The sequence below is a fragment of the Klebsiella sp. A-Nf5 genome (assembly GCF_002810545.1).
Lineage (GTDB): Bacteria > Pseudomonadota > Gammaproteobacteria > Enterobacterales > Enterobacteriaceae > Klebsiella > Klebsiella variicola.
This window is the reverse complement of sequence record NZ_PIOG01000053.1, coordinates 1-24,169: the sequence shown is the minus strand read 5'-3', so window position 1 is coordinate 24,169 and position 24,169 is coordinate 1. Positions and strand designations below refer to the sequence as shown.

The following is a 24,169-nucleotide window of genomic DNA, read 5'->3' as shown; positions in this document are numbered from 1 at the left end:
GCCGTCGCTGAAGGTGAAGCCGCGGCCGGGCGCGATACGCGCCAGCTTTTCCGGCGACGGGCCATAGCCTGCCGACCAGACGATAAACGACGGTTTCATCTGCGTCAGCAGCTCAAGATTGGGTTCGGTGCGCAGGCCGACATCAATTACCGACGTGGGCAGCGCGGGTTCGTTCACCCACAGGCGATAGTTGGGAATGTCGGCCACGCCGTAGGGCGTGACGCCAAGCGCCAGCAGCAGTTCGGCCGGCAGCCACTCCAGCGCGACGACGCGCTGCGGGTCAATGTTCGCCGCCTGCGCGCCACGCATCTGCCACAGCAGCGGCGAGAGCGCCATCGCCGTCAGCAGGCGGCGTCGGGTTATCAGAGTTGGGTTCATCATCAATAGACAAAACTTACCGGCGCCGCGCCCGCCGGGTGCGGCAGGATCCCCATCGGGATGCCGTAGATTTGTTCCAGCGTGTCGCTGCGCATCAGTTCTGCTGGCGTCCCCTGGGCGATCATTTCCCCACCGCGCAGCGCGACCAGATAATCGCAGTAGCGGGCAGCCATATTGATATCATGCAGGACCGCGATCACCGTCAGGCCACGCTGCTGGCTGAGACGATGCACCAGCGCGAGCACATCAACCTGATGGGCGATATCCAGCGCCGAGGTCGGTTCATCAAGCAGCAGGCAGCGGCTATCCTGCGCCACCAGCATGGCGATCCACGCCCGCTGACGCTCGCCGCCGGAGAGGCTGTCCACCAGCCGCTGCGCCAAAGGCTTCAGCCCCACCAGCGCGATCGCCTCTTCCACCTTTTCGCGATCCGCCGCGCCGAAGCGCCCCAGCGCGCCGTGCCACGGGTAGCGACCTATCGCCACCAGCTCGCGAACTGTCATCCCTTCCGCCGCTGGCAGTTGCTGCGGCAGATAGGCCACTTTGCGGGCAAACGCCTTGCTGCTCCAGCTCTCCAGCGGCTGGCCGTCCAGCAGCACATCGCCTGCGGAAGGCGGCTGATGGCGGCCGAGCATTTTCAGTAAGGTGGATTTGCCGGAACCATTATGGCCTATCAGGCCAGTCACTTTTCCTGCCGGGAAGGTTAACGAAAGGGGGTGAAGCAGCGTGCGACCCGGTACGCGAAAGGTCACGCCATTTAACGCAAAGGTGGTCTCAGAGTGCGGAGTCTGTTCCTGCATAGCAACAACCTGATGTTGGGCGCGGCGAACCGCGCCCGTGAGTAGTTAGAAGCGGAAGGTTGCGGTCGCGACAACCTGACGTCCCGCACCCCAGTAGCAGGCGTATTCGCTATAGCAGCTGGAGACATATTCGCGGTCAAACAGGTTGTTGACGTTGACGCCGACCGAAGAGCCCGGCAGGCCAAAGCGCGCCAGATCGTATTTCACCGTCGCATCCATCAGCGCATAACCGGCCACATTGAAGGCATCATTTTTGTTACCGGTGCTGGTGTCGTTTTTGTAGTAACTGACCGTTGAACCGATATAGCGTGCCCCGGCGCCGACCGTCAGACCGCTGAGCGCGGTTTCGTGGAAGGTGTAATCCGCCCACAGCGACGCCATGTTACGCGGCACTTCCGCCGGACGCTTGCCGTTGAACACCGTATCGTGAGTGTATTCCGCATCGGTGTAGCTGTAGGCCGCGGTGACGTTGATATTGGCGTTCACCGCCGCTTTCGCCTCCAGCTCAAGGCCGCGGGAGCGGATCTCGCCGGTCTGGATGCTGAACGCCTGGTTAGCCGGATCCGCCGTCAGGTTCTTATCTTTGGTCAGCTGATAGACCGCCGCGGTGACCACCACCGGCATGTCTTTCGGCACATATTTCACGCCAGCTTCATACTGCTTGCCACGCGACGGATCGAACGGCTGGCCGTTAAGCCCGGAACCCGATACCGGCTCGAAGGATTCGCTGTAGCTGAAGTACGGAGAGATGCCGTTATCAAACAGGTAATTGATACCGCCGCGCCAGGTGAACTGCTGGTCGTGATTCTCCGCCATGCTGTTACTGGAGCGAGTTAACGTTGAGGTGGTGGCGTAATCGTAACGGCCGCCCAGCGTCATGACCCACTTATCCCACTCCATCTGATCCTGCGCGTACAGGCCCGTCTGCTCCATTCGGTTGAGGACCGCGTACGGGAAAGTGACCTGAATATTCGGGTTGCCGTATTGCGGGTTGCTCATGCTGATAGGATCTGCCGTCCCGTAGTCGGCATCCACATCGTTGCGCATCCGCGAGTAATCCACGCCGGTCAGCAGCGTATGGCTGACCGCGCCGGTGGCGAAAGCAGACTGCAGCTGGGTATCGACGGTAAAGGTGTTCAGGTGCTCATCAGAACGCACATAGGCGCGATTCATGTAGCCCGGGGCAACATAGCCATTCCCGTACACCGAGCGATACAAGGTATCGACTTCGGCATAGCGCAGGTTCTGCCGCACGGTAAAGGTGTCATCAAACTGATGGGAGAAGCTATAACCCACCATCTTCTGGCGGCGCGAGATCTTATTATCCGCCTCGCCTTCGTTGAAATCGGTCGGCAGCTTGTGCGCCTTCCCGTTGGCGTCGTAATACGGCACCACGGTGCCTTCGCGCGGCAGCCAGCCGTAGTAGCCCGCATCCGGGTCATTCTGGAAGTTGCTCAGGAAGGTGAAGTCTGTTTTATCGTCCGGGCGCCAGCTAAAGGACGGCGCCACCGCATAGCGGGTAGACTTCGCCATCTGCTGCTGGGTATCCTGGCTGCGGCCCAGGCCGGTCAGGCGATAGGACCAGACGCCGGCATCATCAATGGCGTCGCTGAAGTCAAACCCGGTCTGCCACAGGTTGTCGGTGCCCATCTTGAACTGCACTTCCTTCAGCGGCTCAGTGGTCGGGCGTTTGCTGACCATGCTGACGATACCGCCCGGGTTGCTGTTGCCATACAGCACCGAGGTTGGCCCGCGCATCACTTCCACGCGCTCGAGGAAATACGGGTCCATGGAGACTTCAGAGTAGTTATTCCCCTGCAGCTTCATGCCGTCCAGATACTGGTTGGTATTGACGGTCGTCGAGGTAGTGAAACCGCGGATGGTGACCACATCATAGGTGGTCGAGCTACCGCGGGTGGAGAAGACGCTCGGCGTATAGGAGAGCGCCTCTTTTACCGTGGTCGGCTGACGCATCTCCATCTCCTGGCGCGTGACCACCGAGACAGACTGCGGCGTTTTTTCAATCGGGGTATCGGTTTTCGTCGCCGTGGCAGAGCGTTTTGCCGCGATGGTCGGCGCCGGTCCCCAGGCGCTTTCCTGGGCGGCCGGTGCCGCAACGACGGTGATAGTTTCTTCTTGTTTCGGTTGTTCCGCAGCCTGTGCATAGACAGACATGCCGCTAACCGCCGTGGCTACTACAACTGCGATTTTACGCAGCGAGTGATTTGGCTGAGCAGTTTTTGGACGCGCCATGGGTATATCTCTGATGAAAGTGAATGATAACGTAAACGATAATTATTATTATGACGGGCGATATAATAGGCGAAACGCCGAAGGCAAGGCAAGCGATATGCCCGCCTGGAGAAACCGAAGGCCGAATTAATAACCAGATAGTTATTATGGAGTTAAAGAGGCGTTAACTTTTTTACAGGTATAAAAAAACCCCTTAATACTTTCGTACTAAGGGGTCAGGTCATGCGGCCGAAATCAGTTACTGCCGAACATATCCTTGATCCAGCCCGCGACGCCGTCGCTCTTTTCCTGCTGCTTCGGCGGCTGTTGCTGCTGTTGTTGTTGCTGCTGCGGCTGCTGTTGCCCGGACTGATTAAACGGGTTGTTCGCTTCCTGCTGCTGCAACTGCTGCTGCTGCATCAGCTCGCCCTGGCGGCACAGCGCATCCGGCTGCGTTGTCCAGACCGGCAGCGAACGCACGCCACCGCTGCAGACGAGGTTGCCGTTGCTGTCCACGCCCATGTCGACCACGTCTTCCGGCGCCGTCAACGCCAGCGGCGTTGGCGTCTGGTTCGCCAGATAGCGCTGGTAAATCGACATCGCGCCGCTGGCGCCGTACAGTTTGGTCGGCTGGTTGTTGTCGCGGCCCACCCAGGTGATGGTCACCTGGCTACCGTCGATGCCGGCGAACCAGGTATCGACGTTATTGTTGGTGGTCCCGGTTTTCCCCGCCAGATGCAGGCTCGGATACTTCGCGCCCAGCTGACGCCCCGTCCCGCGCTGCACCACCTGCTGCATGGTCCACAGCGTCATGTAGGCCGCCTGGGCAGGCACAGCGCGTTCCGCCTGCGGGTAGCTCTGATACAGCACCGTGCCATCTTCCGCAATCACCGAACGCAGCGCCGACAGCGTCGCGCGGTTACCGCCGCTGGCGATGGTCTGGAAGGCCTGCGCCACTTCAATCGGCGTCAGGTTCAGCGCGCCAAGCAGCATCGCCGGTACGGCGTTGAGCTGATCTTTCGGCGCGCCCAGCTTCGTCCAGGTATCGACCACCGCCGGCAAGCCCAGCGCCATCCCAAGGTTAACCGTCGGGACGTTCATCGAGCGGGTCAGGGCATCCACCAGCATCACCTGACCGCTGAAGCGACGATCGTCGTTCTGCGGGGACCACGTCTGGCCGTTGGACAGGCGAATGGTCACCGGCGCATCGGCGATCCAGGTGTTCAGGCGATACTGATTCGGCTGGCTCAGCGCGGTCAGATAGGTCGCCGGCTTGGCCAGAGAACCAATTGACCGGCGGGCCTGCATCGCGCGGTTGTACCCCGCGAACTGCGGCTCCGCGCCGCCGACCATTGCCCGCACTTCGCCGGTGAAGCGGTCAACCACCACCATGGCGGTTTCCAGGTCTGCCAGCTTGCGCTGTTTCTTCAGTACCGGGATCCCTTCCGAGGCCGCTTTTTCCGCCGCATCCTGGGCTACCGAGTCGAAGGTAGTGAAGATCTTCACGCCGGAGAGATCTTTCATTTTGTCGCCCAGCTTCGCCTGCAGCTCCTGACGAACCATCTGCATAAACGCCGGCTGCGGTGAAATCACCCCACCGCGCGGCTGTACGCCCAGCGGACGCGCGCTCAGCATGTCGTACAGCTCCTGGTCGATGACCTGCTGCTGCTGCAGCAGACGCAGTACCAGATTGCGTCGCTCAAGGGCCAGTTTCGGGTTGCGCCACGGGTTATATACCGACGCCCCTTTCACCATCCCCACCAGCAGCGCCTGCTGATCGAGGCTCAGCTCTTCCACCGGACGGCCGAAGTAGTACAGGCTCGCCAGCGGGAAGCCGCGAATTTCGTTATCGCCGCTCTGGCCGAGATACACCTCGTTCATATACAGCTCAAGAATGCGATCCTTGCTGTAGCGGGCGTCGACGATCAGCGCCATATACGCTTCGTTGGCTTTACGCCAGTAGGAGCGCTCGCTGGAGAGGAACAGGTTTTTCACCAGCTGCTGGGTCAGGGTACTCGCCCCCTGCACCGTACGACCTGCCGTCAGGTTCGCCAGCACGGCGCGGCCGATGGAATACAGGCTGATACCATCGTGCTCGTAGAAGTGGCGGTCTTCGGTCGCCAGCAGCGTATCCACCAGCAGATCCGGGAAGCCACTGCGCTTCACGAACAGGCGCTGCTCACCGTTCGGCGACTGCAGCATGGTGATAAGCCGCGGATCGAGGCGGAAGAAACCGAACTGGCGGTTATTATCCATATTCTCGATGGTATCCAGATGATCGCCATCGAAGGTCAGACGCGCGCGCACCTGCCCTTCTTTACTGTCCGGGAAATCGAACGGACGACGGATCATCTCGATGCTGTTGGCCTGCACGGTGTATTCGCCCGGGCGCGTCATCGCGCTGACCTGACGATACTGGGTGGCATTCAGCAGACGCACCATCTCGTTTTTGCTGATCTGCATGTCCGGCTCAAGGTTCACCATCCGGCCATAGACCGCGGCCGGCAGCTCCCAAACTTTACCGTCAATGCGGCTGCGGATTTTCTGATCGAGGTAGACGCCATAGGCGGCAATCAGCACCGCAAAGACAATCCCCAGCTTGACCAGCAGCCACAGCCAGCGGCGCTTACGACGAGGTTTGCTGCCGTTGCCTTTTCCTTTTCTTGGCACCGGTTTCTCATCCTCATAATCATCGTCATCATACTCGTCGTCGTAGTCCTCTTCCCGGACCCGGCGACGGGTGACTTTTTGTTTTGTCGGACGCGAGGGTCTCCCCTTACGTCCGATAGGCTCGCGGTCATCTCCCGCCATGCTTTTTCTCCGCAACGTTCAGGCGCAAAGGCCTGATTCTCAATACTTCCCCTGCACAGAGGAAGAAGAAATCTCTCAAATTAACGTCCAGGCTGCTTATCCTTCGGACGACAACCTGCTGGCAGGCAGGACATGCCGCCAGCCTTTCATGAGGTTGGCTTGCTTCGTTTTACATGATATTAACAATAAAAATTCACCATAAAATCATTATGTTAAACGCATCACCAGCAGAAATGGTCAGAACATAGCACGTAATGTTCAGGGCATACAGGATAGCACTAAAATGCGACATTCTTAACCAGCATTTTACCTCCTGCGCACGTAACAAGATGGGAAAGAGTATGTTTTTTAATAACATAAAAAATGACGCTCGCCATGATGCCAAACGCACTGGCATCATCTCCGGCTGAAAATATATTTCCCGGACGAAAGCATTTATTATTGAGAGAAGTAAAGGGGTTTAACTGATTTTCTGCTGATAAAAATGCGAGCCTGTTAACATTTATGCCGAATAATATTTTATGATGACACCAAGGGAATATTTGTTAAACTAGCGGCCAGTGATTCATTATTTTGATTACTCTACTATGCGCATTCCGTTTATATTTTCGCTTTGCGTGGTCGCCATGCTCTCTGGCTGCCAACAGAAACCCGCCTCTACGCTCAGCCCGGCCATCAGCAGCCAGGCGCAGCTGGAGCAGCTCTCGTCGGTAGCGGCCGGGACGCGCTATCTCAAGAATAAATGTAATCGTAGCGATCTGCCCGCCGATGAAACGATATATCAGGCAGCGGTGAATGTCGGCAAAGCGCGCGGATGGGGAAATATTGACGTAGCGACGTTAAGCCAAAATAGCGACCGGCTTTATCAACAACTTTTGCAGGACAGCACTCCGGAAGCCACACAGTGTAGTCAATTTAATCGCCAGCTCGCTCCCTTTATTGCCAGTTTGCGCAGCGACTAAGCAAAATATTCTCAACGCGCATATTATTGCGCGTGCCCCTTATTCCCCTTTCGGCTCCTCGTCAATTTTCCCGCCGGGCCAGTCATCCAGCGCCGCCAGGGTAAATGTAGTGCCGTTGAAGCTAAAAATCGTCACATCCTGCTGGATCTGCTCCACCACCAGATTGGGCAACGGGGAATCGCCCTCCGACCACGCTTTGCCGTTTAACACAATGCTGCGCTTTTCCGGTAGCGAGGCGTAGATATGGGCGCTGTAGCGCAGGGGCGGCAGCGTATCGCTGTCCACTACCGGCGCCGCAGGTGCGCTGGGTTTTACCGCCGGCGACGGGTTTTTTGGCGCGGTCTCCCCGGCGGCGGTTAACGGCAGAAGCGCCGCATGGGCCACCGGCAAAGGCAGAGTTTGCGGCGGTGACGGATGGCGCCACTGCTCGCCGCCAAACCAGCCGAGCGCGATAAATAATCCGGCGTACAGCGGGATAATCCAGCCGGGGACCTGCACCATCCGGCCGCGGCTCACCGGCGCGTCTGCCTGCGCGGACGGCGGCTGATGCGCCACCAGCGGCGGGATGCCTCTTTCACTATCATCACGAACAATCACAACCGTCTCCTGTTCCCTCACGGTGCAGAGAAGGCGCCCTTACGGGCGCCCCAGACTGCTGACAAAGTGCAATCTTCAGGGATTGCCCGGCGGCGCTACGCTTGCGCGGGCCTACAGATAACTGCATAACTGTTTGATATTGCAATCTTTCGTAGGCCGGGTAAGGCGAAAGCCGCTACCCGGCAGAAAGGCGAGCACAATAACGAAACAGGTTTGTCATCAGCCAGAGGCGCCCTCACGGGCACCCCACGTCACCTTATTTACTGCTCACCGGCAGGCCAGCGCCCTGCGATTCGCCCTGCGGCAGCTCGAGGACCGCTACCGACCAGGCTGGCAGCGTGACCGAGCCGTCAGCGGCAACCTGCACGCCGCTCGCCAGCGAATGGTCGCCTGCCGCCTGCTGGATGGCGCTCAGCTGCAGCGATGTGCCGGCGAAGTCCTGTAGCGTCCGGCTTTCCGGTGCGGCGTTGATCGCCACCACGATGCCGTCGACACGGCTGTCCAGACTGGCGCCAGCCTGCATCCCGTCATCGATGGTCATCACCAGCAGACCCGTCTGCTGATCGGTGCCGGTGTTGCGGAAGTCCACGCGCTTCATCACCGTCGCGCCGTCACCGAGGGTAAACAGCGGAGACGATTTACGCAGCGCGGTCAGCTCCTGATAAAACGCGGTCATCTGCTTGAGCTCCGTTTCACCCGGAGTAGCCACCGCATCTTTCACCCGGGCGATGATGTCATAGTTGCTGCCATCATCGCTGCTGCGCGGCATACCCACGTTGTAGTTGTTGTCCTGCAGGGAGTAATCCACGCGGTTAAACCAGTCACCGGAATCATACGAATCACGAGTAAAAGATTTAGAGCGCAACAGCTCCGAGCCCTGCTGGTCAAAGGCGATCCCCTGGCCCAGCATCACGGTCGCCAGCGACACCGCCTGCATCCGGACGCGGGTATCGAGATCCGCCTCCTGAGCAGCTTTGTAGCTGATCATGTCCCACAGCGTTTGGTTGTCGTGTTTTGACACATAGTTCACGACTTCCGTCGGGTCAGCCGCATAGCCGCCAGGCGCGCCGTTATAGTCAATCTCGCTGCCTTTCTTCACCGCGCCGTCTTTGTCGATCAGCACGAAGTCCGCAAGGTTACCGGCCATGCCCAGACGGGTCAGATCGGCGAGGTGGCGCGCCTGATCGTCGGTCATGCTGGTCAGCTCATTCGGCAGAACGCCGGCGCCGCTGCCCACCCCCTGATTCTGGCGCAATGCATCGCCGGAATCGAACGGCCCGCCGCCGCGCACGGCGTCACGCAGACGATCGGAGAACGTGCCGATCCCGGTGCCTTTCAGATTGATTTGCGAGGCAATTTCAAAGCGATCGCTCTGGTTGGAATCCCAGCCTTCACCAAAGAAGTAAATGTCCGGGTTCAGCGCCTTAATACGCTCCCAGGCCGAGAGGATCTGTGCTTTCGGGTGGTAGCCCATCAGGTCGAAGCGGAAGCCATCGATCTTATAATCGGTGGTCCATACCGCCAGTGAATCGGCGATAAGCTTGGCGAACATCCGGTGCTCTGGCGCCGAGTCGGAGCAACAGGTGGCCGATTCCACGCTGCCGGTGGTTTCATTCAGGCGCTGATAGTACCAGGGGACGATCTTATCCAGCACCGAGGTGCGGTCAGTCGGGCCAGCGGCGTTGGTGTGGTTATACACCACGTCCATGATGACGTTCATCCCCAGATCCTGCTTGATCGCCTGAATCATGGTGCGGAACTCTTTAATACGCGCCGTGCCTTCCGGATCGGTGGCATAGGATCCTTCCGGCACCGTGTAGTGGAACGGATCGTAGCCCCAGTTATAGGAGTCGGTCTGCGCCACCAGCGTGTTCAACGCCTGCACCTGCGGGTTATCCTTGCTGTCGTTTTGCTTCAGCTGAGTCAACACCTCTTCGACCGTCGAACCGCTGTCGCAATAGCCCGCGAACTCGCTGCTCTTCACCGCGCTGTTGATTTCGCACAGGCGACTGAACGGCTGCTGAATATCGGCGACTTTGTCGCTGAACTCATTGACCGTGGCCAGATCGAAGACCGGCAGCAGCTCAATATGGGTCACACCCGAGGCCGACAGCTGTTTCAGATGCTGGACCATATTGCTGTCCTGGGCGGTGAGCGCCAGATATTTACCGCGCAGTTCAGCGGGAACGGTTTGATCCCAGGCGGACAGGTCGCGAATATGCGATTCGTGGATCGTCATTTTCGCCAGGTCGGCTTTGGTTTTCTGCGCGTGTGGCATCGTCAGCCCGTCCCAGCCTTCCGGCTTCAGCGCACTGTCGTTCAGATCGACCACCTGGCTGTACTCTGAGTTGGTCGACAAACTGTGGGCGTAGGGATCGGTTACTTCGTACTGCTCGACTTTACGCGACTGCGGGTGGTAGACCGTCATCGCGTAGCGGTAGAACGCGCCCTTCAGGTCGCTCCCGCCCTGCCAGGACCAGGCGCCGGAGGCGCTGTCGCGGGTCATCGGATGGCTGGCCACCACCTTCTTGTCGGCGCTGTAGACCACCAGTTCAACCTGCTGCGCCGTAGGTGCCCAGACGTGGAAGGTCACGCCGCTATCGGTTAGCTGGGCGCCATAGCTCAGCGCCTCGGCGGCGGCGGCATAGGTATCGTCCAGCACGCCAGCGGTCTGCACCTGGGTGGCGGAGCTCAGGATCCCATCGCTTTCCGCAGATATCGCCACCGCCTCGCCCTGCAGCAATTCATCGACGTTGACATCATCCGGCAGCTTAAAGGCAGGATAGCTGGCGAGATGCGGGAAGCGCATGCTCACCTGCTGGCTGACAGTGGTGGGGGTCAGCTTGACATACTTATCGGTAAATTCGCCGTTACTGTCGGCGGCCACCTTAGTGCTGTGGCTGTAATAGAGGCGCACAATGGGTTTATTTTCCCCGCCCGGCCACAGCAGGGTGGTTTTATCGACCCAGTGCGCATCGGCCAGCGCCACGCCAAAGGCGGCGCGGAAAGCGTCGGCGCGGGAGTCATAGACCGCGCTGTTGCCGGCGATGACCGATACCGTGCGATCGGTGAAATCGCCAAAAGAGACGCGCAGGTCGCTGTCGATAAGCTTATTGGTGCCATCGCGCACGATAACGTTGATACATCCGCTCTCTTTAGTCAGCGGGATCACCCAGTAAGGGCCATATTTGTCGCTGCCGGTCGGCGTGGTGCTGACATCATTCCAGTCCGCCACCGGCGCGCTCAGCGCATCACAGGTTTCGTTATTCCACAGATAGAGGTTTTTAGTCGCATAGTCGGCCGGCGTGCTGCTGGTGATGCCGGCGATATCGACAAGGTGAATGACAGCCTGGTTGGCGGAAGCCTGCTCCGCTTCGCCAGGGACGGCAACGTCCGGTAAGCGGACGACCACATCCTGCGGGTCGGGCGTGCCGGGAGTACCTGGGTTGCCAGGATTGCCTGGTGAACCCGGTGAGCCAGAGGGTGAAGAGGAAGAGCTGTTATCACAGCCACTCAATAATACTAACGATCCAAGAAATAGGGCATGACAGGTATATCTGAGCATTCGATAGTCCCTAATATGCTTATTAAATTATAAAAGGTAAGAAAGGATGAATATCTTTACAGCGCGCTAATTAGATATTTTTGCTTTCCGGGGCGCAATCATCCCCCACAAATGAGAGGGGGGCGTAGGAAGCCGGGGGAGTAAATCAATAAAGGGAATGACGACCCGAAACCGCAAACTGATTATGATTCGCCACGCTTATCGCCACTCTCCGGCAATAAATAATTCAAAAGCCAATAATCACCTACCTGTTTCGGTAGGGTATTACGCCAACGTGCAGAAAAATAAATTAGCAAAGGAATTAAAATGCCAGTTTCTGTGATGGGGTTAACAAATATAAATAAAGGGATAATTAAATTATTACCACAAATTGTGACGCTCATCATATTAATAACCGCTATCCCCCAGTTGGCGAAATTAACCTGGCGCGTGGTATTCCCTGTCAGTCCTGAGGATATTTCCGCCCTGCCATTAACCGCTTCTCCAATGGCGGAGCCGGAATTAAAAACCGAACGGCCCGTATTTACCCTGTTTGGGCTGGCGGCAAAAAACAGCCCTGCGCCAACGGATGCAACCCACCTCAATCAGGTGCCGGTTTCCAGCCTGAAACTACGCCTTACGGGTCTGCTCGCCAGCAGTAACCCGGCGCGATCCATCGCCATTATAGAAAAAGGAAATCAGCAGGTTAGCCTTAGCGTCGGCGATACTGTCCCGGGGTACGATGCGCGGATCGTCACCATTCTTCCCGACCGGATCATCGTTAACTATCAGGGACGCAAAGAGGCCATTTTGTTATTTAACGATACCCGCGCGCCGTCGTCATCGCCCGCTACAGCGGCCACTCCGCCTCTTGTGAAGCGACTCCGCGAACAGCCGCAAAATATCCTCACTTATTTATCTATTTCGCCGGTGCTCAGTGGCGACAAACTGCAGGGCTATCGCCTTAACCCAGGCAAAGACGCCACGCTATTTCGTCAGTCCGGCCTGCAGGAAAATGATTTAGCCATTGCCCTAAATGGCATTGATTTACGCGATCAGGCGCAAGCACAGCAGGCGCTGCAACACCTGAATGAACAGACCGAAATAACGCTGACCGTTGAGCGAGAAGGTCAACGACACGATATCGCTTTCGCGCTGGGGGATGAATAATTGCCAACCATAAAACGACTGCGGAAAATGCTGACTGCGCTGCTGATATTAACGCCGCTGCTATTTCGCCCGGCCATCGCAGAAGAATTTTCCGCCAGCTTTAAAGGCACCGATATCCAGGAGTTTATCAATACCGTCAGCAAAAACCTGAATAAAACGGTGATTATCGATCCCAGCGTACGCGGCACCATTACCGTACGCAGTTACGATATGCTCAATGAAGAGCAATATTATCAATTCTTCCTTAGCGTGCTGGATGTGTATGGCTTCGCCGTGATCAATATGAATAACGGCGTACTGAAGGTGGTGCGGGCTAAAGATGCGAAAACCTCGGCCGTCCCGGTCGCCAGCGAGGCTGCACCGGGCGAAGGCGATGAAGTGGTCACCCGGGTGGTGCCCCTGACCAACGTCGCCGCCCGCGATCTCGCCCCGCTGCTTCGTCAGCTGAACGATAACGCCGGCGCCGGCAGCGTGGTCCATTATGAGCCCTCCAACGTGCTGCTGATGACCGGCCGCGCAGCGGTCATCAAACGCCTGCTGACCATTGTCGAGCGCGTCGACAACGCCGGGGATCGCAGCGTGGTGACCGTTCCCCTCTCCTGGGCCTCCGCCGCGGAGGTGGTCAAGCTGGTTACCGAGCTCAATAAAGACAGCAGCAAGTCGGCGCTGCCGGGCTCGATGGTGGCGAACGTGGTGGCCGATGAGCGCACCAACGCGGTACTGGTCAGCGGCGAGCCAAACTCGCGCCAGCGCATTATCGCCATGATCAAACAGCTCGACCGCCAGCAGGCGGTGCAGGGCAACACCAAAGTCATCTACCTGAAGTACGCCAAAGCCGCCGATCTGGTGGAGGTCCTCACCGGGATCAGCAGCTCGCTGCAGAGCGATAAGCAAAGCGCCAAGCCGGTGGCCGCGATCGACAAAAATATCATTATCAAAGCCCACGGCCAGACCAACGCCCTGATCGTCACCGCGGCGCCGGACGTGATGAACGATCTTGAGCGGGTGATCGCCCAGCTCGATATCCGCCGCCCGCAGGTGCTGGTGGAGGCGATTATCGCCGAAGTGCAGGATGCCGACGGCCTCAACCTCGGTATCCAGTGGGCCAATAAAAACGCCGGCATGACCCAGTTCACCAACAGCGGGCTGCCGATCTCCACGGTTATCGCTGGCGCCAATCAGTACAACAAAGACGGTACCGTCAGCAGCTCGCTGGCCAGCGCTCTGGGCTCGTTTAACGGTATCGCCGCAGGCTTCTATCAGGGGAACTGGGCGATGCTGCTCACCGCCCTCTCCAGCAGTACCAAGAACGATATTCTGGCCACCCCCAGCATCGTGACCCTCGACAACATGCAAGCCACCTTTAACGTCGGCCAGGAAGTTCCGGTATTAACCGGCTCGCAAACCACCTCCGGCGACAACATCTTTAATACCGTCGAGCGCAAAACCGTCGGCATTAAGCTGAAGGTGAAACCGCAGATTAACGAAGGCGATGCCGTGCTGCTGGAGATTGAGCAGGAGGTATCGAGCGTCGCCGACTCGGCCTCCAGCACCAGTAGCGATCTTGGCGCGACCTTCAATACCCGGACGGTGAATAACGCCGTGCTGGTCGGCAGCGGTGAAACGGTGGTGGTTGGTGGGCTGCTGGATAAAAGCGTCACCGATACCGCCGACAAAGTGCCGCTGCTCGGCGACATCCCGGTGATCGGCGCCCTGTTCCGCTCCGAGAGCAAGAAAGTGTCGAAACGCAACCTGATGTTGTTTATCCGCCCAACCATCATTCGCGATCGCGATGAGTACCGTCAGGCCTCTTCCGGCCAGTACACCGCATTCGACAATGCGCAAACCAAACAGCGGGGCAAAGACAGCAGCGAAGCGACGCTCAGCAACGACCTGCTGCACATCTATCCAAAGCAGGAGACCCAGGCCTTCCGCCAGGTCAGCGCCGCCATTGACGCCTTTAACCTCGGAGGCCGACCATGACGCCAGCCGCCGAACGCCGTCCGCTGTTGCCCTTTGCCTGGGCCCGCGCGCACCATCTTGTGCTGCTCAGCGACGGCGAACGCTGCGAAGCGCTGTGCCGCGCTGATACCGCCGCCCGGGCGCTGCTGGAAGCGCGTCGCCTGGCAGACGGCCCGATGAGCGTCAGCCGTCTGGCGCCGGACGCGTTCGAGAAAGTGCTGGTGCTCAGCTATCAGCGCGACTCGGCGGAAGCGCACCGCATGATGGCCGATATCGGCAATGAGCTCGACCTCTATACCCTCGCCGAAGAGCTGCCGGACACCGACGATCTGCTCGACAGCGAGGACGACGCGCCGATCATCCGCCTGATCAACGCCATGCTCACCGAGGCCATCAAAGAGAAAGCCTCGGATATCCATATCGAAACCTATGAGCGCCATCTGCAGATCCGCTTTCGCGTCGACGGCGTGCTGCGCGAAATCCTGCGCCCGCAGCGGCGGCTGGCCGCGCTGTTAATTTCGCGTATCAAGGTGATGGCCAGCCTGGATATCGCTGAAAAACGGATCCCTCAGGATGGTCGGATGGCGCTGCGCATCGGCGGACGGGCGATCGATGTCCGCGTCTCCACCCTGCCCTCCAGCCACGGCGAACGCGTCGTCTTGCGCCTGCTGGACAAAAACAGCGTCAACCTGGATCTGCTGACGCTGGGCATGCCCCCGGCCCTGCTCGATCGGGTCGACGCGCTGATCGCCCGGCCACACGGCATTATTCTGGTCACCGGGCCGACCGGGTCGGGGAAAAGCACTACCCTGTATGCCGCCCTCAGCCGTCTCGACGCCCACGAACGCAATATCATGACCATTGAAGATCCGGTGGAGTATGAGCTGGAGGGCATCGGCCAGACTCAGGTCAACGCCAAAGTCGATATGACTTTCGCCCGCGGCCTGCGCGCCATACTGCGCCAGGATCCGGATGTGGTACTGGTGGGAGAAATCCGCGATGGCGAAACCGCCCAGATCGCCGTTCAGGCCTCGCTGACCGGGCACCTGGTGCTGTCGACCCTGCACACCAACAGCGCGCTGGGCGCCATTTCCCGTCTGCAGGATATGGGCGTGGAACCTTTTTTACTCTCCACGTCGCTGCTGGCGGTGATGTCGCAGCGGCTGGTGCGCCAACTGTGCCCGCACTGCCGTCAACCCAGGCAGGCGGATGCCGACACCGCCCGGCAGATGGAGGTTCCGGTCGGCACGCCGCTATGGCAGCCAAGAGGCTGCGCGGAGTGTAATTTCATCGGCTATCGCGGACGCACCGGTATTCATGAACTGCTGCTGATTGACGACCGCGTCCGTGCCGCTATCCACCGCGGCGAGAATGAGATCACCCTGATCCAGCAGCTGGGGCCAGCCTGGCAGACCCTGCGTCATGCCGGACGCGACAAAGCGCTGGCGGGGATCACCAGCTGGGAGGAGGTGATGCGGGTCACCGAACAGCAAACGACGGAAAGCCTCTGAGATGGCCCTGTTTCGCTATCAGGCGCTGGACCCGCAGGGCAAAACCCGCCGCGGCGTTCAGCAGGCCGACTCCGCCCGCCACGCCCGCCAGTTGCTGCGGGACAACGGCTGGCTGGCGCTGGAAGTGACCGCCGCCGACCCGGCGCGCCGGCTGTGGCGCAGCGGATCCCTCACCCGGCGTACCAGCGCCGGTGATTTAGCCCTGCTCACCCGCCAGCTGGCCACCCTGGTCGCCGCCGGGATCCCGCTGGAAAAGGCGCTCGACGCCGTCGCCCAGCAGTGCGAAAAGGCGCCGCTGAGAACGTTAATGGCCGGGGTGCGCAGCAAAGTACTCGAAGGCCATTCGCTGGCGGAGGCGATGCGCGGCTATCCCGCCTGCTTCGACGGGCTGTTCTGCGCTATGGTGGCGGCTGGCGAAACCTCCGGCCATCTCGACGGCGTGCTTAACCGGCTGGCGGACTATACCGAGCAGCGCCAGCAGCTTCGCGCCCGCCTGCTGCAGGCAATGATCTATCCCATCGTGCTAACGCTGGTCGCCATCAGCGTGATCGCCATTCTGCTCTCCACTGTGGTCCCGAAAGTCGTTGAGCAGTTTGTTCATCTGAAACAGGCCCTGCCGTTCTCCACCCGGCTGCTGATGAGCCTGAGCGATATCGTGCGCAGCGCGGGGCCCTGGCTGGTGCTGCTGTCGCTACTGGCGCTGCTGACGCTGCGTTATCTGCTGCGCCAGCCCGCCCGGCGGCTCGCCTGGGACCGGATGCTGCTGCGCCTGCCGGTCATCGGACGCGTGGCGCGCAGCGTGAACAGCGCGCGCTACGCCCGCACCTTAAGCATTCTCAATGCCAGCGCGGTGCCGCTACTGCTGTCGATGCGCATCAGCGCCGGCGTCCTCAGCAACGCCTGGGCGCGCAGCCAGCTGGCGGCGGCCAGCGAATCGGTACGCGAAGGCGTCAGTCTGCATCGCGCGCTGGAATCCACCGCCCTGTTCCCGCCGATGATGCGCTACATGATCGCCAGCGGCGAACAGAGCGGCGAGTTGACCGCGATGCTGGAACGCGCGGCGGAGAACCAGGACCGGGAGCTGAGCGCGCAGATCCAGATGGCCCTCAGTCTGTTTGAACCCCTGCTGGTGGTCACCATGGCCGGCATGGTGCTGTTTATCGTGCTGGCTATCCTGCAGCCGATCCTGCAACTGAACACCCTTATGAGTATGTGACTGTATTAATGGAGAAAACTATGCAACGGCAACGCGGTTTCACGTTACTGGAAATTATGGTGGTGATCGTCATTCTCGGCATTCTCGCCAGCCTGGTGGTGCCCAACCTGATGGGCAACAAGGAGAAAGCGGACCGCCAGAAAGTCGTCAGCGATCTGGTGGCGCTCGAGGGGGCGCTGGATATGTATAAACTGGACAACAGCCGCTACCCCAACACCGAGCAGGGACTGCAGGCGCTGGTGACCGCCCCGGCTGCCGAGCCGCACGCCCGCAACTACCCGGAAGGCGGCTATATCCGCCGCCTGCCGCAGGACCCGTGGGGAAATGAGTATCAGCTGTTAAGCCCGGGTCAGCATGGCGCCATCGACGTCTTCAGCGTCGGTCCGGACGGGATGCCCGATACCAATGACGACATCGGCAACTGGACCCTCGGGAAGAAATAGTGTCTCAGCGCGGTTTCACGCTCCTTGAGATGATGCTGGTCCTGCTGCTGATTGGCGTCAGCGCCAGCATGGTGCTGCTGGCGTTTCCCTCCGCCCGCACCCAGGAGGCCACACAGATCCTGGCGCGCTTTCAGGCGCAGCTGGATTTTGTCCGCGAGCGCGGGCAGCAAACCGGTCAGCTCTTCGGCATCGTCATCCACCCCGACCGCTGGCAGTTTATGCGCCTGCAGCCTGCCGACGAAGACGCTCCGGCGGCGGCTGATGACCGGTGGGGCAACGCGCAGTGGCTGCCGCTGCAGGCCGGACGCGTCACCACGACGGAAACCCTCCCCCGGACCAGGCTGACGCTGCGCTTTCCCGACGGCCAGGCGTGGACGCCGGGCGAGCAGCCCGACGTACTTATTTTTCCCGGCGGCGAAGTCACGCCATTTCAGTTGCGAATTGACACCGCGACGGGCATCAACATCGACGCCCAGGGTGACAGCCAGCCGCTGGCGGCGCGGGAGCAGCCATGAAACGCCAGGCCGGGATGACGCTTATCGAAGTGATGGTCGCGCTGGTGATTTTCGCGCTCGCCGGCCTGGCGGTGATGCAGTCCACCCTGCAGCAGACGCGCCAGCTTGGGCGTATGGAAGAGAAAATCCTCGCCAGCTGGCTGGCGGATAATCAGCTGGTACAGCTGCGGCTGGAGAAACGCTGGCCCGCCCTCAGCTGGTCCGAAACCACTGTGGAAGCCGCCGGAACGCGCTGGTTTGTCCGCTGGCAGGGGGTGGAAACCGCGCTGCCGCAGCTGCGGGCGCTGGACGTGGAGGTCCGGCGGCAAAAAAGCGATCCCGCGCCGCTGGCAACCCTGCGCACCTGGGTGACGCCGCCATGATAACCAGGATGCGCGGTTTCACCCTGATTGAAACGTTGCTGGCGCTGGCTATCCTCGCCGTCCTTAGCGCCGCCGCCGTGATGGTACTGCAGAACGTCATCCGCGCCGATGGCCTGACCCGCGAGAAGAGCCAGCAGATCGCCGCCCTCCAGCGCGCCTTTCGCCAGATCGCCGACGATGTCACGCACATCATTCCCCGTCGCGCCAGAAACAGCGACACGCTTTTCTTCGCCGGACGTTTCCAGTTGCAGAGCGACGACTGGGGGCTGGCCTTCAGCCGCAGCGGCTGGCCGAACCCGCTGGGGATCCTCCCGCGCTCGGAGATCCAGAACGTCAGCTACCGTCTGCGTCAGCAGCAGCTTGAGCGACTGAGCTTCGATCAGCAGGATCCGCTGACCGGCAGCCAGCCGACGGTTCGGGTGGTATTGCGCGAGGTGACGGCGTTTCGCCTGCGGTTCTACGCTGACGGACGCTGGCAGGAGACCTGGGATCGCTCGCAGACGCTGCCGCAGGGGCTGGAGATCACCCTGACGCTGGCGAAAAGCGGGGAGATAACCCGCCTGTTTTTACTCACCCCGGGAGGCAGCCAGTGAAAAATAGGCAACGCGGCGTCGCGCTCCTGATGGTGCTGTTCATCCTCGCCCTGATGATGATCCTCGCCAGCGCCATGACCGAACGCACCGCGGTCATGTATCAGCATACCGCCGTGACCCTCGATAATCTGCAGGCCAGATGGTACGCCCTGGCGGCGGAAAACATGGCCGCCGCGCTGCTGCAACGCGATGCGCTGGACTCACCCAGTCAAACGAACCTGGCGCAAACCTGGGCGCAGGAGGGGCGCCGCTTTACCCTCGACGATGGCGAAATCCTCGCGACGATCCGCGACGGGCACGCCTGCTTTAACCTTAATGCCATCAACCATCGCGCGGATGAAACCAGCAGCGGAACGCCCTACCCGACCGACGTCTTCGTCCGGCTGCTGGCGCTGCTCGGCGAGTCACCGCTGCGCGCCAGCCAGATCGCCGCCGCCCTTGGCGACTGGACGGACAGCGACGGCCAGCCGCGGCTGAACGGAGCAGAGGATGAGGTCTATATGGCGCAAACCCCGGGCTATCTCGCCGCCAACCAGCCGATGCAGGATGTCAGCGAGCTGCGCCTGCTGGCGGGTATGGACGCCGCGCTCTATCAGCGCCTGCTCCCCTTCGTCTGCGTCCAGCCGGATGACGCGCTGCAGGTCAATGTCAACACCCTGCGGCCCTCCCAGGCCGCTCTGCTGGTGGCCCTCTTTCCCGGCGAGCTGACGCTGCAGGAGGCGCAACAGCTGCTGCACAACCGCCCACGAACCGGCTGGAGCAGCGTCGCTGCGTTTCTCGCGCAGCCGACGCTGCAGAAAACCGATACCACGCTTGCCCGCCCCTGGCTGACGGTGCACAGCACGCGCTTTATCGCCGCCTTTACCGTGGTGACCGGCAATCTTCGCTTTCAGCTGCACAGCGTCCTGCAACAGGAGGGGCGCACGTTTACCGTCGTCCAGCGGCGATATGGACTCTCTATGGTGGTCGATGAATAAGTTTAACGCTTCTCCCCAGGCCATGCTGATCGTGCGCTTCGCCCCCGGGCAGGCGCCGCTGCACTGGCAACTCTTCGCCCCCGGCGAGCCGCACCACGAGGCCAGCGGCCGGTGGCCGGCTGACGACGCCAGCCCTTTCCCGGCGCTGGCGGCGCACTACCCCGCCTGGGTGCTGATCCCGGCCAGCGACTGCGCGTTTCACTCGCTCACCCTGCCGGCGGGCTTGCGTAAACCGCCGCTGCAGGTCGCCCCATTCCTGCTGGAAGAGCAGCTGGCCGACGATGTCGAAGCCACCCATTTTGCCCTGCTCCACCGCCAGCAGGCGCAGTGCGAGATCGTCGCCGTACAGCGGCAAAAAATGCGCGACTGGCTGGCCCGCTGCGAGTCGCTCTCCCTTCGGCCCCTGGCGTTGACGCCCGACGTGCTGGCCCTGCCCTGGCATCCGCCCGCGTGGAGCGCGGTGCAGGTAGACGAGCAGTGGCTGATCCGCCACCAGCCGTGGGGCGGCATGGCGGCGGAAAACGTCTGGCTGACGGAGCTGCTGCAGAGCGAGGCGGAAGAGCAAGTCATCGACAGCTATTCACCGCCGCCCGCAGCGCCGGGCGTCTGGCGGGCGCAACCTGCGCAGACATTGCTGACCCTTGCCGCACGCCATCCGGCAGCGCAGAAGCTCAGTCTGCTGCAGGGGGAATTCGCCGTCCGTCGGCGGCGGCCTGCACAGGCGACCTGGCGTTCGGCGCAGTATGCCGCACTAGCTCTGGCGTTACTGGTGGGGACAAACAGCGTGCTGGACCATCTCGATCTGGCGCGTCAGGCCGAGGCGGCGCAGCAGGCCAGCCGGGCTTTCTATCATCGCTGGTTTCCGACGGAGAAAAAGGTGATTAATCCGCGACTGCAGATGCAGCAACACCTGCAAACCCTCGCCCGTCAGGCGCAGCATGCCCCCCTCGTCGATCGCCTCAGCGCGCTGCAAAACATCCTCAGCGACACGCCGGGGATCCGCCTGCGGGCGCTGAGCTGGGATGCCGCGGGCAACCGTCTGCAGCTGGATATCGCCGCGGTCTCTTCCCGGGCGCTGGAGCAGTTCACCCAGCGGGCGCAGACACGGTTTCGCGTCCGGCCAGGCGACATGACCACGAAACCGGACGGCATTGAGGGACAACTGACGCTGGAGGAAAACAATGACTAATCTGCTTATCTGGTGGCGGCAGCGCACGCCGTCCGAGCAGCGCCTGCTGCTCGGACTCGCGGGGCTGCTGGGGGTATGCGCTCTCTGGTACGGACTGTGGCAGCCCTGGCGAGCCCGTGAGGCGCAGTGGCGACAAACCCTGATGAAAGAGCAGGCCAGTCTGCGCTGGATGACGCAGCAGACTCTGCGCCTGCAGCAGCTCAGCCAGCAGCCCACGCCGGTGGCAAAAGAGGCGCTCACCGCCCTGGTGATGCGCGAGGCGGCGAGCCACGGGCTGGCCGTCGCCCGCCTGCAGCCGCAGGGAAAACGTCTGCAGGTCACCCTCCAGCCCTGCACCTTCCAGGCGCTGATGGCGTGGCTCGACGCCCCGGCGATGCGCGGCGTCAACGCAGTCTCCTTGTCCGTGACCGGGCAGCCGTCGCGGCCCGGCTGGGTTACGGTCAACCATCTGCTGCTGGAGCGCGACGATGAAAGCTAAAGGGATCGCGGTGGCGCTGCTGCTGGCGCTCTATCTGCTGTGGCTGGCTGCTACCGCCCCGGCGCGCCTGCTGGTCCCGATGCTGCAGCCCGGCGTACAGGTGGGCAGCCTTAGCGGCAGCGTCTGGCGCGGCACAGCGCAGCCGGTCTACTGGCATGGCGAACGGCTTGAACGACTGGCGTGGTCGCTGACCCTGGCTGGCTGGCAGGTCTCTCTCAGCGATCCCCGCGGCGTGGAGGGGCAGGCCCGGCTGTGGGGCCTGCGCGATCTGCGCCTGCAGGACGGGCGGCTCACCGCCCCCGCCAGCCTGCTCAGCCGCTGGTTGATGTCGACCATGCCCGTCAGCGCCGAGGGAGAGGTCACTTTCAGCCTGGCCGAAGCGCACTTCAGCGAGGGGCGCTGCCGACAAATCACCGCCGGAGGCGCGCAGTGGCGTCAGGCCCGACTGCACTCCCCGGTCGGCAGCCTGGAGCTGGCCCAGGTTAATGGCACCTTCCGCTGTACGGCGGACGGCGCCGTGGCGCTGACCCTCCGCCAGGATTCTCATCAGCTGAGCCTCAGCGGCCAGGGGGCCCTGTCGCCCGATGGCCGCTATCTGTTTCGCGGTACGCTGCAGCCCCGGCAGGGGATGCCGCCCCTGCTGGCGCTGCTGGTCACGCGCCCCGCCGCTAAAAACGAGTCAGGCCGCACACCGTGGCAGATTCAGGGAAAATGGTTACACCAGGAGTAAAAATGACGACATTAACGGCATTATCGCTGCACTTTCCCCTTGTCTGGTATGGCTTCCTGCTGCTGTTCGGCCTGGCGCTGGGCAGCTTTTACAACGTGGTGATCTATCGCCTGCCGCGCATGCTGACCCAGACCGCGGACGACGAGCGGATAAGCCTCAGCACCCCGAGATCATCCTGCCCGCAGTGCCGCCAGCCGATCGCCTGGCGGGACAATATCCCGCTGCTCAGCTTTCTCTGGCTGGGCCGCCGCGCCCGCTGCTGTCAGGCGCCCATCGCGTGGAGCTATCCGCTGACCGAGCTGGCCACCGGCCTGCTGTTTATGCTCGCCGGGGCATTGCTCGCGCCGGGCCTGCCGCTGGCGGGCGGCCTGGTGCTGCTCTCGTTCCTGCTGATGCTGGCGCGGATTGACGCCCGAACCCAACTGCTGCCTGACCGTCTGACACTGCCCCTGCTGTGGGCCGGGCTACTGTTTAATCTTAACGAGGTGTACATTGCCCTGCCGGACGCGGTCGCCGGGGCGATGGCCGGTTATCTGGCGCTGTGGTCGGTCTACTGGCTGTTCCGCCTGCTGACCGGGAAAGAGGCGCTGGGCTATGGCGATTTTAAGCTGCTGGCGGCGCTGGGCGCCTGGTGCGGCTGGCAGGTTCTGCCGCAGGTGCTGTTGCTCGCGTCGGCCAGCGGACTGGTGTGGACCCTGCTGCAGCGCCTGTGGTCCCGGCAGTCGCTGCAGCAGCCGCTGGCCTTCGGCCCCTGGCTGGCGCTGGCCGGAGGGGGCATTTTTCTCTGGCAGCAGATGGTCTAGCGACTACGAATATTTTTTGCTGCGCCGGGTCGGGGCGGTGTTGGCCGGATCGTCCGGCCAGACGTGTTTCGGGTAGCGTCCCTTCATCTCTTTCTGCACCTCGCGGTAGCTCCCCTGCCAGAAGGCGCTCAGATCGCGGGTGATCTGCAGCGGACGCTGGGCGGGCGACAGCAGCTCCAGCACCAGCGGCACCCGCCCCTCGGCGATAACCGGCGTCGCGGCCTCGCCGAACATCTCCTGCATACGCACCGCCAACGCCGGCGGGTTCTCCGCATGGTAACGGATCGCCAGACGGCTGCCGGTCGGCACGGTATAGTGCGTCGGCAGCTCGCGATCCAGCTTCTGGCGCAGCGGCCACGGCAGCCAGTCCTGTAGCGCCTGACGCAGATCCAGCGCCTTCAGCGCCCGCAGCGAGTGAACGCCGTTCATCTGCGGCAGCAGCCATGCCTCCAGCGAGGCCAACAGCGAAGCGTCATCCACCGCGGGCCACGCCTCTTCCGGCAGCCACTGCGCCGCACACTGTAGCCGCAGTCGCAGCTGCTCAGCCTCTGGCGTCCAGTTGAGCACACCGAGGCCTTTCTCACGAATCCCGTTGAGCATCGCCTGATGCAGCTCCGCCTCAGAGGGCTTCGCCAGCGGCTGGGTCTTGATCACCAGCTGGCCTATCACCGTCCGCCGCCAGGCTTTCAGCGTCCCCTGCGCTTCATCCCACTCCACCGTGTCGGAACGCTGCGCCAGCTCGGGACGGGCGGCGATCAGCTCGCCGATATCCACCGGCAGCGCCAGCAGCATGCGGGCATCCGGCGAGGCGCTGCCCTGCAGCAGCAGCGGAGCGATCAGCCACTCATGGCGGCCCAGCGCGTCGTCGGCGTCCAGCATCGCGCCCATGCCGTTCG

Annotated in this window: 22 protein-coding genes; 15 read left to right on the top strand and 7 right to left on the bottom strand. The window is 61.5% G+C overall.

Going from position 1 to position 24,169, the window contains the following annotated elements; genetic code table 11:
• The 4 genes from CWM53_RS06555 to mrcB form a co-directional block, all read right to left on the bottom strand.
• The coding region (locus CWM53_RS06555; RefSeq protein WP_165785032.1) for an ABC transporter substrate-binding protein at positions 1 to 381 on the bottom strand (381 nt) is incomplete at its 3' end.
• Positions 381 to 1,178: a Fe3+-hydroxamate ABC transporter ATP-binding protein FhuC gene (gene fhuC / locus CWM53_RS06550; protein WP_012968912.1), complete on the bottom strand. Its 798-nt coding sequence runs from the start codon at positions 1,176 to 1,178 to the stop codon at positions 381 to 383. The genes fhuC and CWM53_RS06555, both read right to left, overlap by 1 nt.
• 45 nt (positions 1,179 to 1,223) lie before the next feature.
• On the bottom strand, positions 1,224 to 3,431 hold the full coding sequence (gene fhuA, locus CWM53_RS06545; protein WP_100729970.1) for a ferrichrome porin FhuA: 2,208 nt from the start codon (positions 3,429 to 3,431) through the stop codon (positions 1,224 to 1,226).
• Positions 3,432 to 3,665: 234 nt separating this feature from the next.
• Positions 3,666 to 6,221, bottom strand: a complete 2,556-nt coding sequence (gene mrcB / locus CWM53_RS06540) for a bifunctional glycosyl transferase/transpeptidase (RefSeq protein WP_100729971.1) — start codon at positions 6,219 to 6,221, stop codon at positions 3,666 to 3,668.
• 587 nt (positions 6,222 to 6,808) lie between these two features.
• On the opposite strand from mrcB, the gene gspS reads away from it, so the two are divergent.
• Positions 6,809 to 7,183 carry a type II secretion system pilot lipoprotein GspS gene (gspS, locus tag CWM53_RS06525; RefSeq protein ID WP_064180730.1) on the top strand — a complete coding sequence of 125 codons (375 nt, stop codon included), beginning with the start codon at positions 6,809 to 6,811 and terminating at the stop codon, positions 7,181 to 7,183.
• A 39-nt stretch (positions 7,184 to 7,222) separates the two neighbouring features.
• On the opposite strand, the gene gspB is transcribed toward gspS, so the two are convergent.
• Together gspB and pulA are read right to left on the bottom strand one after the other, a co-directional pair.
• The gene (gspB, locus tag CWM53_RS06520; protein ID WP_100631610.1) at positions 7,223 to 7,780 is read right to left on the bottom strand and encodes a type II secretion system assembly factor GspB; all 558 of its coding nucleotides are present in this window, start codon (positions 7,778 to 7,780) and stop codon (positions 7,223 to 7,225) included.
• A 256-nt stretch (positions 7,781 to 8,036) separates the two neighbouring features.
• Positions 8,037 to 11,345, bottom strand: coding sequence for a pullulanase-type alpha-1,6-glucosidase (gene pulA / locus CWM53_RS06515; protein ID WP_100729973.1), 3,309 nt, complete (start codon positions 11,343 to 11,345; stop codon positions 8,037 to 8,039).
• A 184-nt stretch (positions 11,346 to 11,529) separates the two neighbouring features.
• Here pulA and CWM53_RS30850 point away from each other — a divergent pair, with 184 nt between their 5' ends.
• Genes CWM53_RS30850 through CWM53_RS06450 form a run of 14 tightly spaced genes read left to right on the top strand, consistent with a single transcriptional unit; the run spans position 11,530 to position 23,273 of the window.
• Positions 11,530 to 11,667 carry a hypothetical protein gene (locus CWM53_RS30850; RefSeq protein WP_004219434.1) on the top strand — a complete coding sequence of 46 codons (138 nt, stop codon included), beginning with the start codon at positions 11,530 to 11,532 and terminating at the stop codon, positions 11,665 to 11,667.
• Complete coding sequence (gspC, locus tag CWM53_RS06510; protein WP_074386838.1) at positions 11,652 to 12,494, top strand: type II secretion system protein GspC; 843 nt, start codon at positions 11,652 to 11,654, stop codon at positions 12,492 to 12,494. The genes CWM53_RS30850 and gspC overlap by 16 nt, the downstream gene beginning before the upstream one ends.
• Positions 12,495 to 12,503: 9 nt before the next feature.
• Entirely contained in the window at positions 12,504 to 14,477 is a 1,974-nt protein-coding gene (pulD, locus tag CWM53_RS06505; protein ID WP_165785033.1) for a GspD family T2SS secretin variant PulD, read from the top strand.
• Positions 14,474 to 15,967 carry a type II secretion system ATPase GspE gene (gene gspE / locus CWM53_RS06500; RefSeq protein ID WP_074386840.1) on the top strand — a complete coding sequence of 498 codons (1,494 nt, stop codon included), beginning with the start codon at positions 14,474 to 14,476 and terminating at the stop codon, positions 15,965 to 15,967. Before pulD ends, gspE begins: the two co-directional genes overlap by 4 nt.
• A 1-nt stretch (position 15,968) precedes the next feature.
• Complete coding sequence (gene gspF / locus CWM53_RS06495) at positions 15,969 to 17,183, top strand: type II secretion system inner membrane protein GspF (RefSeq protein WP_074386841.1); 1,215 nt, start codon at positions 15,969 to 15,971, stop codon at positions 17,181 to 17,183.
• Between the two features lie 20 nt (positions 17,184 to 17,203).
• Complete coding sequence (gspG, locus tag CWM53_RS06490) at positions 17,204 to 17,626, top strand: type II secretion system major pseudopilin GspG (protein WP_002889054.1); 423 nt, start codon at positions 17,204 to 17,206, stop codon at positions 17,624 to 17,626.
• Positions 17,626 to 18,141, top strand: coding sequence for a type II secretion system minor pseudopilin GspH (gene gspH / locus CWM53_RS06485; protein ID WP_100729974.1), 516 nt, complete (start codon positions 17,626 to 17,628; stop codon positions 18,139 to 18,141). The genes gspG and gspH overlap by 1 nt, the downstream gene beginning before the upstream one ends.
• The gene (gspI, locus tag CWM53_RS06480) at positions 18,138 to 18,503 is read left to right on the top strand and encodes a type II secretion system minor pseudopilin GspI (RefSeq protein WP_004894160.1); all 366 of its coding nucleotides are present in this window, start codon (positions 18,138 to 18,140) and stop codon (positions 18,501 to 18,503) included. Before gspH ends, gspI begins: the two co-directional genes overlap by 4 nt.
• Complete coding sequence (gene gspJ / locus CWM53_RS06475) at positions 18,500 to 19,096, top strand: type II secretion system minor pseudopilin GspJ (protein WP_074386843.1); 597 nt, start codon at positions 18,500 to 18,502, stop codon at positions 19,094 to 19,096. Before gspI ends, gspJ begins: the two co-directional genes overlap by 4 nt.
• Entirely contained in the window at positions 19,093 to 20,073 is a 981-nt protein-coding gene (gene gspK / locus CWM53_RS06470) for a type II secretion system minor pseudopilin GspK (protein ID WP_100729975.1), read from the top strand. The genes gspJ and gspK overlap by 4 nt, the downstream gene beginning before the upstream one ends.
• On the top strand, positions 20,066 to 21,262 hold the full coding sequence (gspL, locus tag CWM53_RS06465) for a type II secretion system protein GspL (protein WP_100729976.1): 1,197 nt from the start codon (positions 20,066 to 20,068) through the stop codon (positions 21,260 to 21,262). The genes gspK and gspL overlap by 8 nt, the downstream gene beginning before the upstream one ends.
• Positions 21,255 to 21,740, top strand: coding sequence for a type II secretion system protein M (locus CWM53_RS06460; protein ID WP_100729977.1), 486 nt, complete (start codon positions 21,255 to 21,257; stop codon positions 21,738 to 21,740). The genes gspL and CWM53_RS06460 overlap by 8 nt, the downstream gene beginning before the upstream one ends.
• Positions 21,730 to 22,470 (top strand): type II secretion system protein N, encoded by a 741-nt coding sequence (locus CWM53_RS06455; RefSeq protein ID WP_100729978.1) that lies wholly within the window; start codon positions 21,730 to 21,732, stop codon positions 22,468 to 22,470. The genes CWM53_RS06460 and CWM53_RS06455 overlap by 11 nt, the downstream gene beginning before the upstream one ends.
• 2 nt (positions 22,471 to 22,472) lie before the next feature.
• Entirely contained in the window at positions 22,473 to 23,273 is an 801-nt protein-coding gene (locus CWM53_RS06450; RefSeq protein ID WP_074386847.1) for a prepilin peptidase, read from the top strand.
• A gap of 3 nt (positions 23,274 to 23,276) precedes the next feature.
• Here CWM53_RS06450 and CWM53_RS06445 read toward each other — a convergent pair.
• The coding region (locus CWM53_RS06445; RefSeq protein WP_319829938.1) for an ATP-dependent helicase C-terminal domain-containing protein at positions 23,277 to 24,169 on the bottom strand (893 nt) is incomplete at its 5' end.